The 16,901-nt window shown below is 37.6% G+C and carries 14 protein-coding genes; 9 read left to right on the top strand and 5 right to left on the bottom strand.

Going from position 1 to position 16,901, the window contains the following annotated elements; all coding sequences use genetic code 11:
* The first annotated feature begins 501 nt into the window (after positions 1-501).
* From QM481_RS23835 to QM481_RS23815, 5 genes are all read left to right on the top strand, one after another.
* Positions 502-786: an HU family DNA-binding protein gene (locus QM481_RS23835; RefSeq protein ID WP_095160139.1), complete on the top strand. Its 285-nt coding sequence runs from the start codon at positions 502-504 to the stop codon at positions 784-786.
* 86 nt (positions 787-872) lie between these two features.
* Positions 873-1,739 carry a tetratricopeptide repeat protein gene (locus tag QM481_RS23830; RefSeq protein ID WP_166552305.1) on the top strand — a complete coding sequence of 289 codons (867 nt, stop codon included), beginning with the start codon at positions 873-875 and terminating at the stop codon, positions 1,737-1,739.
* 682 nt (positions 1,740-2,421) lie between these two features.
* Positions 2,422-3,978 carry an Rne/Rng family ribonuclease gene (locus QM481_RS23825; protein WP_095160137.1) on the top strand — a complete coding sequence of 519 codons (1,557 nt, stop codon included), beginning with the start codon at positions 2,422-2,424 and terminating at the stop codon, positions 3,976-3,978.
* A 102-nt stretch (positions 3,979-4,080) separates the two neighbouring features.
* Entirely contained in the window at positions 4,081-5,406 is a 1,326-nt protein-coding gene (locus tag QM481_RS23820; RefSeq protein ID WP_283383631.1) for an AAA family ATPase, read from the top strand.
* Positions 5,407-5,455: 49 nt separating this feature from the next.
* Entirely contained in the window at positions 5,456-6,565 is a 1,110-nt protein-coding gene (locus QM481_RS23815) for a 5-methylcytosine restriction system specificity protein McrC (RefSeq protein ID WP_310589683.1), read from the top strand.
* Here the strand turns inward: QM481_RS23815 and QM481_RS23810 are convergent.
* The 5 genes from QM481_RS23810 to QM481_RS23790 form a co-directional block, all read right to left on the bottom strand.
* Positions 6,528-7,067: a DUF6702 family protein gene (locus tag QM481_RS23810; RefSeq protein ID WP_283383629.1), complete on the bottom strand. Its 540-nt coding sequence runs from the start codon at positions 7,065-7,067 to the stop codon at positions 6,528-6,530. The genes QM481_RS23815 and QM481_RS23810 overlap by 38 nt on opposite strands.
* A 25-nt stretch (positions 7,068-7,092) precedes the next feature.
* Positions 7,093-8,481: an RIP metalloprotease RseP gene (gene rseP / locus QM481_RS23805; RefSeq protein WP_283383628.1), complete on the bottom strand. Its 1,389-nt coding sequence runs from the start codon at positions 8,479-8,481 to the stop codon at positions 7,093-7,095.
* A 137-nt stretch (positions 8,482-8,618) separates the two neighbouring features.
* On the bottom strand, positions 8,619-9,770 hold the full coding sequence (locus QM481_RS23800) for a 1-deoxy-D-xylulose-5-phosphate reductoisomerase (RefSeq protein WP_283383627.1): 1,152 nt from the start codon (positions 9,768-9,770) through the stop codon (positions 8,619-8,621).
* A gap of 128 nt (positions 9,771-9,898) precedes the next feature.
* Positions 9,899-10,531, bottom strand: a complete 633-nt coding sequence (locus tag QM481_RS23795) for a rhomboid family intramembrane serine protease (protein ID WP_166552299.1) — start codon at positions 10,529-10,531, stop codon at positions 9,899-9,901.
* Positions 10,532-10,675: 144 nt separating this feature from the next.
* On the bottom strand, positions 10,676-11,647 hold the full coding sequence (locus QM481_RS23790; protein WP_283383626.1) for a polyprenyl synthetase family protein: 972 nt from the start codon (positions 11,645-11,647) through the stop codon (positions 10,676-10,678).
* A 331-nt stretch (positions 11,648-11,978) separates the two neighbouring features.
* Here QM481_RS23790 and QM481_RS23785 point away from each other — a divergent pair, with 331 nt between their 5' ends.
* The 4 genes from QM481_RS23785 to QM481_RS23770 all read left to right on the top strand — a co-directional run bounded on the left by QM481_RS23785 (position 11,979) and on the right by QM481_RS23770 (position 16,853).
* A complete protein-coding gene (locus tag QM481_RS23785) occupies positions 11,979-12,794 on the top strand; it encodes a 3'-5' exonuclease (RefSeq protein WP_095160130.1) in 816 nt (271 codons plus the stop codon).
* A 233-nt stretch (positions 12,795-13,027) separates the two neighbouring features.
* Positions 13,028-13,357 (top strand): NADH-quinone oxidoreductase subunit NuoK, encoded by a 330-nt coding sequence (gene nuoK / locus QM481_RS23780; RefSeq protein ID WP_095160129.1) that lies wholly within the window; start codon positions 13,028-13,030, stop codon positions 13,355-13,357.
* Between the two features lie 67 nt (positions 13,358-13,424).
* The gene (gene nuoL, locus QM481_RS23775) at positions 13,425-15,326 is read left to right on the top strand and encodes an NADH-quinone oxidoreductase subunit L (protein WP_166552297.1); all 1,902 of its coding nucleotides are present in this window, start codon (positions 13,425-13,427) and stop codon (positions 15,324-15,326) included.
* Positions 15,327-15,401: 75 nt separating this feature from the next.
* Entirely contained in the window at positions 15,402-16,853 is a 1,452-nt protein-coding gene (locus tag QM481_RS23770) for a complex I subunit 4 family protein (protein WP_283383625.1), read from the top strand.
* Positions 16,854-16,901 lie beyond the last annotated feature (48 nt).

Below are 16,901 nucleotides of genomic sequence, written 5' to 3'. Positions count from 1 at the left end.
CAAGCAATACTGAAAAAACTTGTTTTGATTTAACCTACAAAGTATAAAATAGGTTTATAAAAGTGAAAATCTTTTAAGAAACCTATCTGGTCCAAAAGGAGGATAGATTCAACAAAAATAAAGGAAGGGATTTAGAATAAAACAATCTATAAATAATCCATGATTCATGAAAGAAGTACAACAAAAACCGAGGAATAATAGGAGAAAAGCAAGAAGTCTGAATTAGATTAATTTTAGAATTAGAATTCAAATAGCTAAAAATTAAGCATTTACGAAAAAAAAGTTAAGACATTTATTTATTGATTCTTTCATATTTGAAACCAAAGTCGTACCTTTGTGACCCTTAATAATCAGGGGCTTATAATTTGAGGCTGTGAGAGTTAGCAAAATTCACTGAAATCGACCTTAATCGATGCTAATTCAACTGAATTTTTTGGAAACTTATGGCAACCGACAACCATTGTTTATCATATTTTATTAACTCCTAAATTTTTTAAAAAAGTGACAAAAGCAGACGTAATCGCAGAAATCGCAGACAAGACGGGCATTGACAAGGCAGATGTATCTAGCACTCTAGAGTCATTCTTCACTGTAGTTAAAGATAACTTGGCTGGAGGTGAACCTATCTACGTTCGTGGATTCGGTAGTTTTGTGAACAAGAAAAGAGCTAAGAAGGTTGCTCGTAACATCTCGAAAAACACTTCTATTGTGATTGACGAGCACTTTATTCCAAGCTTCAAACCTGCTAAAATATTTATCGAGCAAGTTAAAACTAACGCTAAGTAATTTTTCGCAATAAGTTGTCCGTTATAGGTTATCAGTTATGAACTCATAGCCGATAACCCATAACAGATAACAGATCTGTAAACGACATGCAAAAGTCTTTTATCTTCATAATAGTGGTTGCACTGGGTACGGTTGGAGCTTTATATAGCCTTCCGAAGGTTGTGGTAAGTGACGAAAAAAAGACCTTAGAGCAAACAGCACAGACTGGCTCTGCCAATCGTGATAAAGCCGTTGAGTCGGAAGATACCCATCAGCACACCGAAGGTGAAGCTAGTGAAAGCCATGGCACAGCCCTTAGCCCCGAACAGAGCAAGGTAGTTGAGAGTTTACGAGCGAAATATTTAGGAAGTTCAAGCAAGCAAGATAAAATCGAAGCAGCAAATGCTCTTATTTCGAAGTTTACAGCATTTACAAGATACGACAGTGCTGCCTATTATGCAGAAGAAGTCGTAAAACTTGATAACAACGAGCGCAACTTGATGAAGGCGGCAGATTTATATTATGAAGCCTTCACCTATGCACTCGAAGATGCAAAAACCAAGAATATGGGAGAAAAAGCTAGAACGTTGTATCAGGAAATTTTAACCAAAAATCCGAATAATCTTCTAGCAAAAACGAACATGGCAATGACTTACGTTTCAACATCAACTCCTATGCAAGGAATTTTGATGCTTCGTGAGGTAATTGCAAAAGAGCCTGAGTTTGAACCAGCATTGTTCAATTTGGGGATTCTATCAATTCGGTCGAATCAGTTTGGGAAGGCCGTTGAGCGTTTTAAACAAATCCTAAAAATCAATCCTGCTAATTCTAAAGCAGCTTTGAACTTGGGATACTGTTTGGCAGAACTCGACCGTACTGATGAAGCTCGCACAATTCTAGAGAAGGTTTTAGCCAATAGCAAAGACCCTCAGGAGAAGGCAGCTGCCAATGAAATTTTATCAAAATTAAAATAAGTTCTCGGTAAGTTCCTACTTTATCACTAAATTGTGCTTGGATAGGAATCTTCTGTGACAAACAACTAAAACAGATTTCGTAACATTTAAAACCTTTTAAAGTCATGCCTTGCGGAAAGAAAAGAAAAAGACACAAAATTGCAACTCACAAAAGAAAGAAGCGTCTTAGAAAGAATAGACATAAGAAGAAGTAATCTGTAACTAAGGATTAGTACGAATTGGTGCTAATCCTTAGTTGCTAGTTACTGGAAAACAGGCTATTTTCTCTCGTAGAAAAGAGCCTGTTTTTGTCGTTTTTGTGAGATTGCTAGGTAAAACCCAAATTCATTGCCTTCTTACTTTATTTCTTGGCAATAATTTATCTGCTCATGACAGCATGGATTCCGTTGTATTATAGATTGGTCATAATACACAGCCACGCAATAAGTCAGCAACATTAAAAATCAAAAAACCAATAAAATACTATAGACTCACTATTACTTTATTTCATTCCTATGGAATGACTTCCCAATTGTAAAATTCAGTTGCTTTAATCAATTTCTTACAACTTGCTTTTTACTCTTCGGCACGAACCCTTCTATATGTAGTTTAATGGCTTTGATTTTCTATTCACCAACCGCTCACAGCGACAATATATATTCGTTTTCTTATATACTATTCACTTCTAATCCTTCAATCACCTGTGAGCAACGAATTAATCATCAATTCGACTCCCAAAGGTGACCGCATTGCTCTTTTGCAAGACAAAAGGATTGTGGAGTATCACTTAGAGGAGTCCGAACCACACTTTTCTGTTGGAGATATTTATCTCGGTACAGTCAAGAAAATGGTTACGGGATTGAATGCGGCCTTCATTGATATTGGCTATGAAAAAGATGCTTTTTTGCATTATCATGACCTTGGCCCAAATGTCAATTCCCTGAATAAATTCACCAAAGATGTTATCGCTGGAAGACACAATTCTGGAAGATTAGACAACTTTAAGCTAGAACCAGAAATAGACAAGCACGACAAAATTGATAAAGTTTTAGGGAAAAACTCTCCTATTCTTGTTCAAGTCGTAAAAGAACCTATTTCAACCAAAGGCCCCCGCTTATCTTGCGATATTTCTATCGCTGGTCGCTACACAGTTTTGGTACCGTTTTCGAATGGTGTAAACATTTCGAAAAAAATCACTGCCAAATCCGAACGCCAAAGATTACACAAATTGATGTCGTCTATCAAGCCTGCCAATTTTGGCGTAATCGTTCGAACTGTAGCCGAAGGCAAAGATGTAGAGGAATTGGACAAAGATTTGAAGGAGTCTTTAGCCAAATGGGACGCTGGAATGAAAGCGCTCAGATCAGCAAAACCACGCGACAAGGTCATCGGCGAAATGAGCCGTGCTACTTCAATGCTTCGCGATTTGTTGAATGAAAACTTCGATAGCGTAATTGTTGACACGCCAGAATTATTCCAAGAAGCTCGTGCTTATGTACAGCACATCGCACCAGAAAAAGAACGTATTGTAAAATTACATCAGGGTAAATCCAAAGTATTTGAACAATACGGTATCGAAAAGCAACTAAAAATGCTTTTTGGTCGCTCAGTAAGTCTTCCTGCTGGTGGTTATTTGATTATCGAACATACCGAAGCTTTGCACGTAATTGATGTCAACTCTGGTAACAAATCAAATAGCGAAGAAGACCAAGAAGCAACCGCAGTAAGCGTAAATATCGAAGCAGCCAAAGAGATTGCTCGTCAGTTACGTCTTCGCGATATGGGTGGCATTATCGTTATCGACTTTATTGATATGAAGAAAGCTGAACACAAAAAGCTGATTCATGACATCATGAAGGAGGAAATGAAATCTGACCGCTCAAAATACACCATCTTGCCGCTTACCAAATTTGGCCTAATGCAAATTACTCGCCAAAGAGTACGCCCAGAGATGAACGTTGTAACGTCTGAAAACTGTCCTACTTGTGGCGGTACAGGCAAAATCACAGCGAGTATTGTTGTTTCGGATGTAATCGAACATCACCTTGAGCATATCATTATCAAACAAAATGAGAAAAAGCCAACTATCGTATTGCATCCTTTCTTGCATGCATACTTTACCAAAGGTTTCCCTTCTCTTCGAATGAAATGGTATTTCAAATACAAAACTTGGGTCAATATTATCCAAGATAGCTCTTTTGGTATTACAGACTTTAAATTTCATAACAACCACGGAGAAGAAATAGAACTCAATGGTTAATGAATATAAAAACCCATCTATCCTTCGTAGATGGGTTTTTTATTGTAGCTTCGCTCCTATCCGATGCTTGTCTTGAGCAATTTGAATGTTTATCTTTGCTATATGTCATTTCAAAAAAATAGAAACTATTGGTGGCTCAATTTTAATCCCAAAACAGGGTCAATTGAACAGCTCCGCTATCACCAATCTCAACTCTTTACCTCACATAACGAATTCGGAAATAAACGCCGTATTTACCAACACTTTCAAACCGTACAAAAAGGTGATTGGGTGATTGGTTATGAAAGTACCCCTGTCAAACAAATTAAAGCTATCCTAGAAATTACCGAACCATTACATGTTCATCCTATAGCAGGCGAATCTATTGCTTTTTGTTTGAAGGAAAAACTCCCTTTTCCGATTGAATGGGCAGAACTCAAGCAAATTCATTTTCTGAAAGACTCAGATATTCTGAAGAATAATCAAGGAAGTTTGTTTCAAATCTCCGAAGACGAATTTGAGGCAATTCAAGCGATGATAGATTTACAAAAAGAATCTATCGCTGCCGAAAATATCATTATCCCCTTTGAAAGAAATGACGCTTTAGCTGATTTATTTATCGAAGCTGAGCAATTTGATGAAATAGTTGAGACCCTCAAATATAAAAAGAATATTATTCTTCAAGGCCCTCCAGGAGTCGGCAAAACCTTCTTGGCAAAGAAGCTAGCCTACACACTCATAGGTACGAAAGATGAAGCGCGAATCAAAATGGTACAGTTTCATCAGTCTTATTCTTACGAAGATTTTATCCAAGGACTAAGACCTGATGGAGACGGTGGTTTTAAGCTCAAAAATGGAGTCTTTTATGAGTTTTGTAAAATGGCTCAACGCAATGCTGGAATTGACCATTTCTTTATTATTGATGAAATAAATCGTGGAAATCTAAGTCGTATTTTCGGGGAATTACTCTTACTTATTGAAAATGATAAGCGTGGACGAGCCAACGAAATTCCATTGACTTATGGTGACAAAGATGCTGAACCTTTTTCCGTTCCCGATAACCTTCATATCATCGGAACCATGAATACTGCCGACCGCTCATTAACAACGATTGACTATGCACTTCGTCGTCGCTTTGCCTTTATTAGTTTACAACCATGTTTCAATGAACGGTGGGTAAATTGCTTAGTCGGGCAAGGACTAGATAAGGAATTTGTAGAAGGTATTGCTCAAAAATTCAACTTACTAAACCAAGAAATTACTCAAGATAGGCATTTACTAAAGGGCTTTCAAATCGGACATAGCTATTTTACGCATTTTCCTACAGGTGAAAATCCACAAAAATGGTATAAGCGTATTATTCAACTTGAAATAGCTCCTTTGCTTGAAGAATATTGGTACGACCAGCCCGAAAAGGTTCAAAATTGCGTAGAGGAACTGCTTGGGTAGCTGTGGGTAGACTTAGCCTCGGACTATCTTTTGTTTCAGCTTGTAAACTATATTAAAAATCAGCCCAAGACTAAGTCTTGAACCAGTAAAGACGATTTCTCACATAGGCTCCAACATGATTCCAATTGAAAACATATACTTTTTGCTTTGTTATGCTTGGGATAAACTTGAGCAACGCCACTTGGTAAAAGCTGGTGTGTCAGGGCAAAAAAGTATTTATGAATTATTAGCGAGTATCTTGGTTAGAGAGCTACCTACGCTTTGGAAGAAAGGATATTTCAAGAATTACACAGAACAAAATCAATATATTCAAGGCATAAGAGGCAAAGTACATATCTCTCCTTCTCTAGCAACTGGAGCATTTGAGAAAGGAATGGCATATTGTGAATTTGATGAATTTTCTGATAATATTTTGGCTAATCAGATTTTAAAAAGTAGCCTTGTCCGACTTCTCAAAGTATCAACCCTTTCAGATAAAATTCACCAAAGTTTACAATCAGAGTTACGTAGACTGCATCATATTCAAGAAATATCTTTACACGAAGCATTGTTCCGTCAGGCTTTTGCTCAATGCCATAGAAATACGACCTATACGTTTTTACTACATATTTGTGAATTGCTTTACGGTCAAAGTATGGTAAGTGAACAGGGAGAGAGTATTTTATTCAGAGATTTTGAGCAAGATGACCGCAAAATGGCGGGTTTATTTGAAGCTTTTGTTCGTAATTTTTATAAAATAGAACTCAAAAGTGCTAAGGTTTTTAGAGAAAGACTTCAATGGAAGCTTACAGGAACAGACCCACAGTATTTGCCCAAAATGCAAACTGATATTAGTTTGATTTTGAACAATGGCAAAAAATTGATTATTGATACCAAGTACTATGCTCGTACTTTAAATACCTATTTTAACTCAGAAAAAATACATACCGAGAACCTCTACCAGTTATTTGCCTACCTAAAAAATCAGCCTGACGAGCAGGCTGAAGGTATCTTATTGTATCCAACGGTCAAGCAATCTTTAAGCTTATCTTATACTTCAGAGCAGCATCATATCCATATTGAGACGGTAAACTTAGCTCAACCTTGGGAGAAAATCCACGAAGACTTATTGGAAATTGTAACTAAAAACTTACCCCAAATACCTTATTCTTTTGATTAAAAATAAAGGATTTCTTTTCTGACTGATAAAACAGATTAACCACATTAGTTTGGTCATCAAATTCATCCACCAATACATCATTTTGAAGTTTTGAACCACTAATAGGATCTTGCGCAGGCATTTCGATATACAACCACATGGCGTCTCCTTCTTGTTCTTTTCCTAAGTAATGATAAGGTACTCGTTGATTACGAGCATTGAACCACACAAAATGCTTTTGTATGTATTTATCAATTTGTGGGTCAAACTTTTCAGTTTTGTCCAGTACAATCTTCTTGCCTTGATTTTCTTTTGTCAATACTGTTTCTAAATCATCCTTAAAAACACGTAGACTTATTTCAAAGCTTTTTTCCTTAGCGTTATAACGCATTTCGGTAATACTTGTATGGAAGGCATGTTTCTTAAATGCCATCAATCCAAGTGATAGCATTACGCCCAAAAGCAAAAACCTGTAAGAGAATCTCACAGGTTTTTGAATATATTTTTTTGATTTTATTAACATACGTTTGTTGTACTGTATAATGAGTTTATGAGAAAAACTTCTTAAAAGCACCATTACCTAAAACGAATACCATCAAACCTAGTAAAATCACGGTTCCTACTTGCTGAGCACGCTCCATGAATTTTTCTGATGGCGGACGACCTGTAATAATTTCAAACAACAAGAATAGAGCATGACCACCATCCAAGGCAGGAATTGGCAATAAATTCATAAACGCCAAAGCCATCGAAAGTAAGCCCGTCAAACTCCAGAAGTTTAACCAATCCCAGTGTGAGCCGTACATATCAGCAATTTCGAATGGTCCACTCAACGCTTTATCAGCACGAACTTGACCTGCAAAAATTTTCTTGAAACCTTGAATGTTTTTCCACACTACATCAAAAGCATTGCCCGCTCCCACTACAAAAGCTTGACCCAAAGTATAATCTTCGTGTGATTTTTGAACCAAATACTCAGGAAAAAATCCCAATGTACCATCTTCAGCTGTAGTCATACGTAGCGTATCGGCTTTACCAGCACGCATAATAGCCAAGGTTACTGGTTTGTTTTTATACTTTTGAAGTTCTTCCTTGAAAGTCTGGAAGAATTTCACTGGTGTTCCATTAATCGAGACAATTTCGTCTCCATCCTTCATACCTGCTGTGTAAGCTGGCGCAGGAGCTGGAGCTGGATTTCCTAAAAGTTTATCCAGAAAAGAAGCTTCTTTTGGTTCAGCAACACGAGCCACTTTAAACTTGTACAATGGTTGAATAAATTCGCCTTTTTGGTCAGATAGCTTATTTAAGAAATCACTTGGAATAACGATTTCTACAGTTTTCCCATTTCTGTCAACCGTATAAACAGTCTTATCTTCTAAAATAGCACCAGCAATATCTGTATAGCTATGAAAATCTTCACCATTTACTTTTAATACTTTATCACCTAACTGAAAGCCTACTTCTTTACCAAGTACTCCAGCGTACAAACCTTCTTTATTGAGTTCAGCTTTAGAGATGTAGTTATTACCTTCTTTGAAGCTAATACCCCAAAAGATTAACACCCCCAAAATCACATTGACGATGATACCACCTAACATTACGATAAGACGTTGCCAAGCAGGTTTGCCACGAAACTCCCAAGGCTCAGGTGTAGCTGATAGTTTAGACGCATCCTGTGTTTCATCGATCATACCAGCGATTGATACATAACCGCCAAGTGGGAACCATCCTAAACCATATTCTGTCTCGCCAATTTTCTTTTTGAATAAAGCAAAATTCAATAAAGTAGGTATTGGAAAAAGAAAATCGAAGAATAAGTAGAATCTATCTACTCGCATCTTAAACCATTTGGCAGTGATATAATGCCCAAATTCGTGTAAACTTACTAAAATCGACAAACCCAAAATGAGTTGTCCAACCTTCACTAGTCCTTCCATTGTTTAGCTTTTAGCCCCAGCCCGAACTTGTCAGGCTAATACTGTTTTCTATTAAGGTTTTAAAAAATATAATTTAGCTGAGAAAGTTCGTTTTCGATACTTTTATCTACATTCCTATTTCTCCTGTGGATAAACTCTTAGAGATTTTCGCTTGCAAATGCTCTAGTTTCAGCATCAGTTTGGATATAATCGTCCAAAGTAGGATGCTTGATAAACGGAACTTTTGCCATACAAGTTTCAAGCAAGTCTGACATTTGTAAAAAGCCAATTTTATCTTCCAGAAAAGCAGCCACGGCAATTTCGTTGGCGGCGTTCAAGATACAAGGCATATTTCCACCTTGAGCCATTGCGTCAAATGCTAGTTGCAAGTTACGAAATGTTTCTTTATCAGGTTGCTCAAATGTGAGATTTGGATAATTAATGAAGTCAAAACGAGGGAAGTCTGATTTTAGTCTGTTTGGAAAACCCAAAGCAAACTGAATAGGTAATTTCATATCAGGCAAACCCATTTGAGCTTTGATAGAACCATCCTCAAACTGCACCAACGAGTGAATGATAGATTGGGGGTGTACCACCACATCTATTTGAGAGGCATTAAGATTAAAAAGCCATTTAGCCTCAATTACTTCCAAGCCCTTATTCATCAAACTAGCCGAGTCAATGGTAATCTTGGCACCCATCACCCAGTTAGGATGTTTCAATGCTTGAGCCTTTGTTACGTTTGCCAGCTCTTCACGTTTTTTTCCTCTAAAAGGACCACCTGAGGCAGTCAAAATAATCTTTTCAATTGGATTATGAAACTCTCCTACTAAGCATTGGAAAATAGCAGAATGTTCTGAATCAACAGGGTAAATATTAACACCCTTTTGTTGTGCTAAAGCAGTAATTAACTCTCCCGCAACTACCAAAGTTTCTTTATTGGCCAAAGCAATATGTTTTCCAGCTTCGATAGCTTTGATTGTTGGCAATAAGCCTGCATATCCTACCATAGAAGTCAGCACTATATCAATAGCCTCCATTTGTACAACAGACTCAAGGGCTTTGGGTCCTGCATATACTTTAATCCCATGTGGGTCAAGCGCATCAAGAACTTGATTATATAAAGCCTCGTTGCCTATTACAACACAATTAGGGCGAAAAGCAATCGCTTGTTCTATCAACAACTGGGCGTTACTTTGAGCTGTTAGTACTTCTACTTCAAAAATAGTAGGATTCGCCTGAATTACTTCGAGGGCTTGTGTGCCAATCGAACCTGTCGAACCTAAAATGGCAATATTCCTTTTTTGCATAAATCTTAATGATGAAACAATCTATTCTGTTTGTTGTACTCAGATAGTTGGAGGGTTCTATGAGTGATGAATTTTGAGTGAAAAGTTGTGAGTATAAATATTTTGCATTCAAAATTCACCACTCATACTTAAAATCCTCGAAGCCAGTCCAATACTTGCTCAGTAAAAATCATGAGGACTTTTGGATAAATAATAATCGTAATAATCACGCCATACAACGCCCCATATAAATGCGCATCGTGATTGATATTGTCCATACTTCGGCGTGACATATAAATGGAATACCATGTGTAAAGTAGTGCAAAAAGTACCGCTGGCACTGGAATTACCCCATAGATATGCAGGCTCTGCGTTGGAGCAAACAAAATTGCAGCAAACAATACACTCGATACACCGCCCGATGCACCTAAGGAATTATAATTAAAGTTGTTTTTGTGCTTGAAAAAAGAAGGCAAGTCCGACACAATGATTCCTCCTATGTATAGTAATAAATAGAGAAAAGGCCCATTGCCAGGAGAAATTTGATTATATACCGACTCCATCATATTCCCAAATGAGAAGAGGGTGAACATGTTAAAAAACAAATGTCCAAAGTCGGCATGAACAAAACCAGAAGTAATAAAACGCCAATACTCTTGTCGACGATTGATTAAATAAGGGTTCATTAAAAGCTTTCCCAAAAGCTCATAGTTACGGAAGGCTAAAATACTAACAAGCACTGTTATCAGGATGAGTATTTCATTTAGAGATAAATCTGCCATTTGTTATTAAATGAAAATAAAAACAGTCAGACCAAGGCCGACTGTTCATAAAGTTTTTATTGTTGAGTGTATAGACTCTATGAAAATTAAGCATAAAGCATTTATCTGTAGCTTAGCTTATACTTGTGTCTATGCAAATTTAAACTAAACTTCCCTATCAATCAAAATATTAGCAAAAGCTCTCAACTCGGCTTTGCGCTCTGCTTCAACTTTCAGGCTATCTAATAAATCAAAAGCTTTTTCAAAGTACTCATTTATTTTGGCCTCTGCCAATTGACGAATTCCCAATTGATCATAAATACCTCGTACAGCGTTTACCTTTTCGGCTGGATCAAAATCTTTTAAAGATAACCAATGTTCGAGTTGTGCTTTAGTTTCGCCAGTTGCTGAGCTCAATGCTTCGATAAGCATATAAGTTTTTTTGTTGGAAATAATATCGCCTCCTACTTGCTTACCAAATTTTACAGGATCGCCATAAACATCCAAGACATCGTCTTTTAACTGAAAACCTAAACCAATATTAATACCCAAATCGTATAAAGTTTGGCAGGTTTTATCGCTTGCTCCACCAATGATACCGCCTAATTCTAATGCAAAACCTAATAGAACACTTGTTTTTAGGCGAATCATTTCGATATATTCTTCCTCTGTGACATTTTCACGAGTCTCAAAATTCATATCAAATTGCTGTCCTTCACAAACTTCAGCAGCAGTACGATTAAAGCGTTTCAATGCTTTTTTCAAGTTTTTATCTTCTACAAAAAGCATCAACTCATACGCTTGCACCAACATCACATCGCCCGAGAGGATTGCAGTATTGTCATTCCATTTGGCATGAACAGTTGGTTTTCCACGACGCAAAGGAGCTTTATCCATAATATCGTCGTGCATCAAAGTAAAATTGTGGAAAACTTCTACGGCAGTAGCTGGCTTGATTGCTTTTTGCCATTCGTCTGTAAATAAGGCTGTTGACATCAAGGTCATAAGTGGACGTAGGCGCTTTCCACCCAAAGACATCAAATAACGAATGGGCTCATAAAGTTCAACAGGCGATTGCCCATATTGTTGTTGCTGAAATTCTTCTTCTAAAGCTTGGATAAACTGTTTTGTGGTCATACTTTAATCCAACTACCTTGCTGGATACTAAGGGTGATAAATAATGATTGAGTGGACGGCGATGTGTAAAATTAGGATACCCATTTTAAACTATCAGGCGCTCACCATTGCTTTTGACTAATCACTTCGAACTTATTGAAAAGTCTTTTGATATTGTTTATTCAACTATTAGTAACAAACGTAGTGCAAAATCAATCTAGTAGGATAACTGAAAATACTCATTTTTTGTTATGTTTTGCCAAAAATAGAAATAAGAAGTGAAACCCAACACAGGAATCAACTATATTTTCTCTAACTTTGCAAAGCCTCATCTCACCTGAGGGCTAGCCTTATGCTTACACATCAATTAAACCTTCGCAAGCCACTCGCCTTTTTCGATTTAGAAACAACAGGCGTGAATGTTATCAAAGACCGTATCGTCGAAATCAGTATTGCAAAAGCCAATATCGATGGGACAGTAACGGTCAAAACCCGTCGTGTCAATCCAGGAATGCCTATTCCAGTGGAGTCATCGATGGTACACGGTATTTATGACGACGATGTAGCTAATGAGCCATCGTTCAAACAAATTGCCAAATCTATGGCTCAATTCTTGGAGGGTTGTGACTTAGCAGGTTTCAACTCAAATCGCTTTGATGTGCCGATGTTGGTTGAAGAATTTTTGCGCAATGATGTAGAATTCGATGTCAAAAACCGTCGTCTTATTGATGCTCAAAGAATTTTCCACATGATGGAACCTCGAAACCTTTCGGCAGCTTACAAGTTTTATTGTAGTAAAGAGCTCATTGATGCTCACTCAGCCGAAGCCGATACAATTGCAACTTTAGAAATTTTGAATGCTCAGGTTAAACGATATGAAGGAGTAGTAATCAAAAATGAAAAAGGAGAAGATTTTGTCCCAGTCAAAAACGACATGGATGCGCTTCATGAGTTAACTTCTGCCAAACTGGTAGATTTTGCGCAAAGAATCGTGTTCAATCGTGAAGGCGTAGAAGTAATCAACTTTGGAAAACACGCTGGAAAGCCTGTAGTACAAGTACTTAAGGACGAGCCATCGTATTATGATTGGATGATGAAAGGTGATTTTCCATTGGATACTAAGCGAAAACTTACCGAGATAAAGTTACGAGCTTTTAATAATCGTTAATAGGGAAAATAATTATAATGAAAAACCGCTTGTATTTGGTTCATATTTTAGCGACTTTTCAAACATATTCCTTATTTTTGCCCCGAATTTTCCGAAAACTGTAAGAACTATAAATGAGCCTCGCACTTCGAGGTTAACCATTTAAAGTTGAATGTTTAGACGAATCTATTATTTCTTAGTTTGACAAAAAACCAAAGAAATAGGCTTTATCTATTCATCAAACTTAAAGACTTATGCAACAAATACCTGACGTTATCCGACAAATTCCTCTGAACAACTATGTTTGGTTCAGCACGGCTTTATTTTGTATCGGCATTATTGGAGTATTAACACGCCGAAATGCAATCATCATCTTTATGTCAGTCGAATTGATGCTAAATGCAGCCAATCTTCTTTTAGCAGCCTTTTCTTCGTACAAAGCTGACCCGACTGGGCAAGTATTTGTATTCTTTATCATGGCTGTGGCAGCTGCCGAAGTAGCGGTAGGTTTGGCCATCATTGTGATGATTTATCGCAATATTCAATCAATTGATGTAGGTATTTTGAATAAATTAAAGTGGTAATTATCAGGTGTGAGTATTTGTCATAGATTATTGACGACAAGGCTCACTGCTTATAGCTCTAAAAATTATGTCATTAGCAGTACTTATCCCCCTTTTTCCACTAATCGGTTTTTTGATCAACGGACTCGGATTCCGTCGTGTTCCAAAATCATTAGTTGGTGTAATTGGCTCGGCGGCAGCGTTGGCTTCGTTTGCCTGTGCGCTTAGTCTGTTCCTCAACTTTTCTGGACAGCCAGAAGTTGCGCATATCTTCGACTGGATTACCATCGGAGATTTAAACATTTCGATGTCATTTCAAATCGACCAATTGTCCTTGTTGATGTTGTTGATTATCACAGGAGTTGGTTCTTTGATTCACATATACTCAATTGGTTATATGCACCACGATGAAGGTTTTGGAAAGTTTTTTGCTTTCTTAAACCTTTTCTTGTTCTTCATGCTCTTGTTGGTATTGGGTTCAAACTACGTGGTAATGTTTATCGGTTGGGAAGGCGTAGGTTTGTGTTCTTATTTGTTGATTGGTTTCTGGAACAAAAACACCAACTACGGTAATGCTGCACGTAAAGCCTTTATTATGAACCGTATTGGTGACTTAGGCTTTTTGTTAGGTATATTCCTTATTATCACACACTTTGGTACGGTTGAATACGCTGACGTATTTAGCAAAGTAGCTGAAGGTGGTTATGAGTCAGGAGACAAAACATTGATGTACATCACGCTATTGTTGTTTGTTGGTGCAATGGGTAAATCAGCGCAGATTCCATTGTACACTTGGTTGCCTGACGCGATGGCGGGACCAACTCCAGTATCAGCCTTGATCCACGCAGCAACGATGGTAACTGCGGGTATCTACATGATTATCCGTTCTAATGTATTGTATAGCCTTTCTCCAGAAACGCTTGAAGTGATTGGATGGGTTGGTACAGCAACAGCATTGTTGGCAGCATCAATTGGTTTGTTACAAAACGACATCAAAAAAGTATTGGCTTATTCAACTGTTTCGCAGTTAGGATATATGTTTATGGGCTTAGGTGTAATGGCTTATAGCTCTTCTTTCTTCCACGTAATGACTCACGCATTCTTCAAGGCATTGTTGTTCTTGGGTGCAGGTTCGGTAATCCACGCTATGTCTGATGAACAAGATATTCGTTCAATGGGTGGTTTGCGCAAAAAATTACCAATTACCTTCATTACTTTCTTGATTGCTACAATTGCGATTTCTGGTATTCCTCCATTTGCAGGTTTCTTCTCAAAAGATGAAATTTTGGCTCATGTGTACGAGCACAACAAATTGATGTGGGTATTGGCATTGGCAGGTTCAATGATGACATCATTCTATATGTTCAGATTGTTGTTCTTGACATTCTTTGGAGAATTCAGAGGAACGCACGAACAAGAGCATCATTTGCATGAATCACCAATTGCCATGACTGCTCCATTAATGATTTTGGCAGTACTTTCGGCAGCAGGTGGTTTCTTCAACTTACCACATATTTTTGGAGGACATGCAAGTCTTGCCACTTTTATGGAGCCATTGTTTGCACAAAGTCATGTAGCAGCTCATGCACCAGACGAAGCTACAGAAAAAATGTTGATGATTGTTTCTGTAATAGCAGCACTAGTTTCTGCGGCAGTTGCTTATGTAATTTATGTGAGCAAAAAAGCAGTTCCAGAGGCAGATGGTACCGAAACGGGTCTTCAAAAAGTGGTTTATAACAAGTACTATATCGACGAATTATATGACACAGTATTTGTAAAACCAATCACAGCGCTTTCGAATATATTACACTCATTTGTTGAATTCTTAGTTATCGACTTAATTGTTGAAGGAATTGGCAAATTGGTAAAAGGTATCTCTGGCGAAGCACGTTTGCTACAAAATGGTACAACGGGTTATTATATCTTCGCGATGGTAATTTCGATTGCCGTGATGTTGATCTGGGGTTTAAGAATCTTCATTTTAGGTTAATATTTCCCCTCAGGTATTCAGCTGTTTTCCGAACAGTTTTTCTAAATAGAATGATTAACAGATAACGTTTTTATAATGTTAACACTTACACTCATACTTCTTCCCATTATCGCAGGGTTGTTGACCCTTAGCACGAAAGGAGAAAATGCGAAAGTTATAGCTTTGGTAGCCGCATTAGTCGAGCTAGCTTTAGGAGCTTATACGTTTTTTGCTTTTGTACCAGACGCTACCAGCCAGTTTGGCGTATCGTATAATTGGATCGCATCAGCAGGCATCAAATTCTCAGTGGGTATCGATGGCATCAGCCTTATTTTGGTGAGCCTTACAACATTGGTAGTACCTTTTATTATTCTATCAACTTTTCAAAACAATTACGAAAAAGCATCTACTTTCTATTCACTCATCTTGTTTATGCAAGCGGGTTTAGTGGGAGTATTTACTGCAAAAGACGCGTTCTTGTTTTATTTCTTCTTCGAAGCAGCTCTTATCCCTATTTATTTTATTGCCGCAATTTGGGGTGGCGAAAATAGAGTTAAAGTAACTTTCAAGTTTTTTGTCTATACTATTTTTGGGTCATTGTTCATGCTGTTGGCTTTGGTTTATTTATATATCAAAACTCCAACACATAGTTCTGAAATTACAGCATTGTACGAAACAGCAAGGTTACTTGACGCTTCGCAACAAGGCTTTATTTTCTGGGCGTTCTTTATTGCCTTTGCGATTAAGATGCCTCTATTTCCATTTCACACATGGCAACCAGACACATACGTTGAAGCACCAACAGCTGGAACGATGTTATTGTCAGGTATTATGTTGAAAATGGGTACTTATGGTTTGATTCGTTTGTTGTTGCCAATTGCTCCACTAGGTGTTAAAGCTTGGGGAACAGTTGCAGTAGTTTTGGCCATTATCGGAATCGTATATGGTTCGATTATCGCTATTCAGCAAAGAGACATGAAACGTTTGATTGCCTATTCTTCATTTGCACACGTTGGCTTAATGGCAGCAGGTATTTTCTCTGGCAACTTGGATGGTATTCAAGGTTCGTTGATTCAAATGCTTGCGCACGGTATCAACGTAGTTGGTTTGTTCTTTGTCGTAGAAATTATCCAGCAACGTACCAAATCTCGTGAATTATCTAGCTTAGGAGGTATTACTCAAACTACTCCACAATTGACTGTATTCTTTATCATCATTATGTTAGGCTCAGTAGCTCTACCATTGACAAATGGATTCGTTGGTGAGTTCTTGTTGTTGAAAGGGGTATTTGAATACAATGCTTGGATGGGAGCAGTTGCAGGACTTACGATTATCCTTGGTGCGGTATATATGTTGCGCTTAGTGCAAAAATCAATGTTTGGTACTACAACGTCTTTGACTGAAGGTTTTGAAGACCTTGGTTTAACCGAAAGAGCTACTTTATTGCCGATTGCTGTATTGGTGATTGTATTAGGTATTGCACCTAATATTATCTTAAAAGCTTCTGAGCCTGCGGTAAGTCAATTGTTATCAATCATAAATAAGTAAGAAATTTAATCAAGTTTGATGGTTTTGCCGTCAAACTTAGGATATAGC

The organism is Flectobacillus rivi (genome assembly GCF_030056655.1).
Lineage (GTDB): Bacteria > Bacteroidota > Bacteroidia > Cytophagales > Spirosomataceae > Flectobacillus > Flectobacillus rivi.
Note: the sequence above shows the minus strand (reverse complement) of the source record. Positions and strands in the feature narration are given on the sequence as shown.

Coding starts and splice junctions, on each gene's coding strand:
- rseP (WP_283383628.1), bottom strand. CDS start 8,481: ATGGAAGGACTAGTGAAGGTTGGACAACTCATTTTGGGTTTGTCGATT.
- nuoL (WP_166552297.1), top strand. CDS start 13,425: ATGTCATTAGCAGTACTTATCCCCCTTTTTCCACTAATCGGTTTTTTG.
- QM481_RS23830 (WP_166552305.1), top strand. CDS start 873: ATGCAAAAGTCTTTTATCTTCATAATAGTGGTTGCACTGGGTACGGTT.
- QM481_RS23770 (WP_283383625.1), top strand. CDS start 15,402: ATGTTAACACTTACACTCATACTTCTTCCCATTATCGCAGGGTTGTTG.
- nuoK (WP_095160129.1), top strand. CDS start 13,028: ATGCAACAAATACCTGACGTTATCCGACAAATTCCTCTGAACAACTAT.
- QM481_RS23790 (WP_283383626.1), bottom strand. CDS start 11,647: ATGACCACAAAACAGTTTATCCAAGCTTTAGAAGAAGAATTTCAGCAA.
- QM481_RS23820 (WP_283383631.1), top strand. CDS start 4,081: ATGTCATTTCAAAAAAATAGAAACTATTGGTGGCTCAATTTTAATCCC.
- QM481_RS23800 (WP_283383627.1), bottom strand. CDS start 9,770: ATGCAAAAAAGGAATATTGCCATTTTAGGTTCGACAGGTTCGATTGGC.
- QM481_RS23795 (WP_166552299.1), bottom strand. CDS start 10,531: ATGGCAGATTTATCTCTAAATGAAATACTCATCCTGATAACAGTGCTT.
- QM481_RS23810 (WP_283383629.1), bottom strand. CDS start 7,067: ATGTTAATAAAATCAAAAAAATATATTCAAAAACCTGTGAGATTCTCT.
- QM481_RS23785 (WP_095160130.1), top strand. CDS start 11,979: ATGCTTACACATCAATTAAACCTTCGCAAGCCACTCGCCTTTTTCGAT.